The sequence below is a fragment of the Proteus sp. HMSC14B05 genome (assembly GCF_001808035.1).
Lineage (GTDB): Bacteria > Pseudomonadota > Gammaproteobacteria > Enterobacterales > Enterobacteriaceae > Proteus > Proteus mirabilis.
Genome location: NZ_KV791970.1, coordinates 694 through 2,376, shown reverse-complemented (window position 1 = coordinate 2,376; position 1,683 = coordinate 694). Strand labels below are relative to the sequence as shown.

Annotated in this window: 4 protein-coding genes; 1 reads left to right on the top strand and 3 read right to left on the bottom strand. The window is 38.9% G+C overall.

From position 1 onward, the window contains the following. Window positions 1-161: 161 nt before the first annotated feature. The 3 genes from HMPREF3129_RS18635 to HMPREF3129_RS03785 all read right to left on the bottom strand — a co-directional run bounded on the left by HMPREF3129_RS18635 (window position 162) and on the right by HMPREF3129_RS03785 (window position 1,131). Window positions 162-338, bottom strand: a complete 177-nt coding sequence (locus HMPREF3129_RS18635; RefSeq protein WP_164484703.1) for a hypothetical protein — start codon at window positions 336-338, stop codon at window positions 162-164. A gap of 91 nt (window positions 339-429) precedes the next feature. Continuing rightward, the gene (locus tag HMPREF3129_RS03790; RefSeq protein ID WP_070486784.1) at window positions 430-810 is read right to left on the bottom strand and encodes a hypothetical protein; all 381 of its coding nucleotides are present in this window, start codon (window positions 808-810) and stop codon (window positions 430-432) included. A 135-nt stretch (window positions 811-945) separates the two neighbouring features. After that, a complete protein-coding gene (locus HMPREF3129_RS03785) occupies window positions 946-1,131 on the bottom strand; it encodes a Cro/CI family transcriptional regulator (protein ID WP_036895075.1) in 186 nt (61 codons plus the stop codon). A 95-nt stretch (window positions 1,132-1,226) separates the two neighbouring features. Here HMPREF3129_RS03785 and HMPREF3129_RS18225 point away from each other — a divergent pair. Further along, a partial coding sequence (locus HMPREF3129_RS18225; protein ID WP_139142865.1) for a LexA family protein occupies window positions 1,227-1,683 on the top strand: 457 nt, incomplete at its 3' end.

Genomic DNA, 1,683 nt, shown 5'->3' with positions numbered 1-1,683 from the left:
GCACCTTCCTTTTGAAAACACTCAAAATTTCATTGATTTGATCAACTGAAAAATCTTCCTTCAACAAATCATCAAGGAACTTATTTGGTATGAATGTAAATCCATCTTCTTCCGGTAATTCAGGCAATAGTTTCTTGGCTCTTAATTTGTACGATGCAACATTACTCATGCGATCCTCCTAGTAATTTCTCACGATGCTCATTTCTCAATTTTGCATCTTCGAATGCTTCCTTTAGACGTTTACTTCCTAACGGTGTCACTTCTCGTAACGTCTTATCTCGCATGATGTTTTTATGCACTTCGTGACGATTAAACCAATGATTAACTTTCTTCTTCATGGTATAATTTCCTTATTCCTAAGCTGTATCAGCAAAAGGAAAGCTCAAAATCAGCTTCCCTTTAATACTGGTTATTGATACAGTGTTCTTGTTAGTTGAACAGACCTAATTGTTCTTCTCTAAAGGCCTCAGTTGTTCCCGCAATTGAGGCTTTTTCATATGCATGAACTTGAAGTTTTAACCTCGATAGCTCAGCCATATTTTCCAGATACAATCTATAATCTGATTCCCTGATAACCTTCTCGCCCTCCCTCACAAAACCAATTACACGACGTGTGGCAAGCATTTCGCATACACCATCAATAGATTGGATTCTTCTTGAGATAGTCGAGTCTGAGCGTGATGTGGCTTGTGCAATTTCTCGCTGATCACCATCACGTAATATTTGAAGTGCGCTACTTACTAAGTGGCGTGTTCTAAATTCAATAGCTCGTTTGTCACGAACTGTTTTGCATGTGTTTCCGTATTCCATTTGTTAAATTCCTTCTTAGATTACTTCCCATATTGGGAACAGCAGTAATGATCCGTGGCTCATTCCATATGAGCGGATTGTTTGCTCTGAGAATTTACTCTGAGCGATCTAGCGATGTTAAAGAGCTGGTGATACTTATTTACCTGATGGGAACGGTTTAACTTCTTCAGCTTCAACTGTTCCATCTTGTTTTCTGATAACGAAAATATTTCGTTTTTTTAAAATTGCTTTACTTATCGCACTTTGCCTAACACCTAACAATTCAGCCGTTTTGTGTTGTCCTAGCTCAGTAGCAAATTTAGTTAATGGGACTCTTTCCATAGTTTCTCCTTTTTTAATTATTATCACCGCAAGTGATAAAATAGTCAACACCTGCGGTGATTGGTAAATATTCCATTTGGTAATAAAATTGCAGTATGAAAAAGAAACCGATCACAGAAGAACAAAAAGCTGATGCTCTTCGCCTGAAAAATATCTTTGAGGCAAAAAAGAAAGAGCTTGGCTTATCACAAGAAACCCTAGGCGATTCAATCGGCATGGGGCAGAGCGCTGTTGCTCAGTTATTGAATGGAGTAAACGCTCTAAACATAGAAAACGCGGCAAAGTTAGCTGAGGCGTTACAAGTTACCGTTGATGAATTTAGCCCATCCCTAGCTAAAGAAATTAGAGGCATGTTTAAGGCTGTCAGCCCATTAAAAACACCAAGCATGGATGAGAAATATCAATACCCTCTATTCACTAAGGTACAAGCTGGCGCTTTCTCAACAGAATTTAACTCATATACTCAGAAAGATGCTGTGTCGTGGATACCGACAGCCAAGAAAGCCAGTGAGCGCGCATTTTGGTTAGAGGTTGAAGGCCAATCAATGACAG